We start from the raw sequence: 1,138 nt of genomic DNA, 5'->3' as shown, positions 1-1,138 counted from the left end.
TGCACGGTTTCCGGGTGTCCTTCATGATCGCGACGGGTGCGGTGCTGCTGGGCCTGGTGTTCGCGGCGCTCCTGCCGGGGCGGCGGGCGGCGGCGAACGCGGCGAAGCCGCACCTGGTCGCTTCCAGCGAGGGCGGGCTTGAGGTCGAGCGTGAGCTCGGACTTGAGGTCGACCAGGTCGCCGCCGGGCTGGTGGACCGGGCCGGGTTCCGTGGCCGGGTCCTCACCGCCGACGGCGTTGCGGTCGCCCGGGCCAAGGTCACGCTGATCGACCGGCGGGGGCGACAGGCGGGGGCGACGCTGTCCGCGGCCGACGGCGGGTATGCGCTGCCGGTACCCGCCGAGGGGGCGTACGTGCTGGCCGTCACCGCCGGCGGGCACGGGCCGCTCGCGTCCGGGGCGAGTCACCCCGGTGGGGTGCGGGTGGTCGAGGTGGAGCTTTCGTTGCCGACCAGTGCGGCGGTTCTCACGTAGCGGTTCGCTCCGCGGGGGTCGGGGGGTCGCGCAGTTCCCCGNNGCCCCCACGCACCCGCACCCGTACAAGCACCCGTACACACGCCACGCCCCCTGTCTCCTACGAGGCGGGGGACGTGGTGCACCATGGGGCGGCCGCACACCCGCCCCACACGCCCCGGAGGAACTCCCATGCCCTCGGCACCCACCCCTGCCGTACTCGCCGCGTTCGAGGGGGCCAAGGGGTTCATGCCCGTGCGGGAAGGGCTCGCGTTGTACGAGGCCGCGGTCGAGGCGGGGCGGCTNNCGGCGTCACGGCGGTCACCGTCGACCACCACCGCGGCAGCGAGGAACAGCAGCCCGGCTGGGAGTACCACGACCCCTCGACCGTCGACCCGGAACTCGGCCGCATGGACACCCTCCCCACCTTCCGCCGTACGCTCCACAACGCCGGCCTGGAGGATCACGTGGTCGCCGTCGTCGGCCGTTCGCCGCAGGTCGCGAGCCTCTGGAACTCCCCGCTCGGCCTCGTCTTCATCGACGGCGGCCACACCGACGAACACGCCGGCGGCGACTACGAGGGCTGGGCACCCCATGTCGCCGAGGGCGGGCTCCTGCTCATCCACGACGTGTTCCCCGACCCGGTGGACGAGTTCACCGGGCAGGCGCCGTACCGCGTGTATCTG

The 1,138-nt window shown here is 73.7% G+C and carries 2 protein-coding genes and 1 pseudogene; all 3 read left to right on the top strand.

What is annotated here, in order from left to right; all coding sequences use genetic code 11:
* Positions 1-473, top strand: a 473-nt coding sequence (locus AOK01_RS36715; protein ID WP_169800175.1) for a carboxypeptidase-like regulatory domain-containing protein, incomplete at its 5' end; no start/stop codon positions are given.
* Positions 474-644: 171 nt separating this feature from the next.
* A pseudogene (locus AOK01_RS45805) lies at positions 645-757 on the top strand (class I SAM-dependent methyltransferase); the annotation flags it as partial.
* Positions 758-759: 2 nt separating this feature from the next.
* On the top strand, positions 760-1,138 hold a 379-nt coding region (locus AOK01_RS36710), incomplete at both ends, for a class I SAM-dependent methyltransferase (RefSeq protein WP_245702568.1).

The organism is Streptomyces aurantiacus (assembly GCF_001418335.1).
Taxonomy (GTDB): domain Bacteria; phylum Actinomycetota; class Actinomycetes; order Streptomycetales; family Streptomycetaceae; genus Streptomyces; species Streptomyces aurantiacus.
This window is presented reverse-complemented; position numbering and strand designations above follow the sequence as displayed.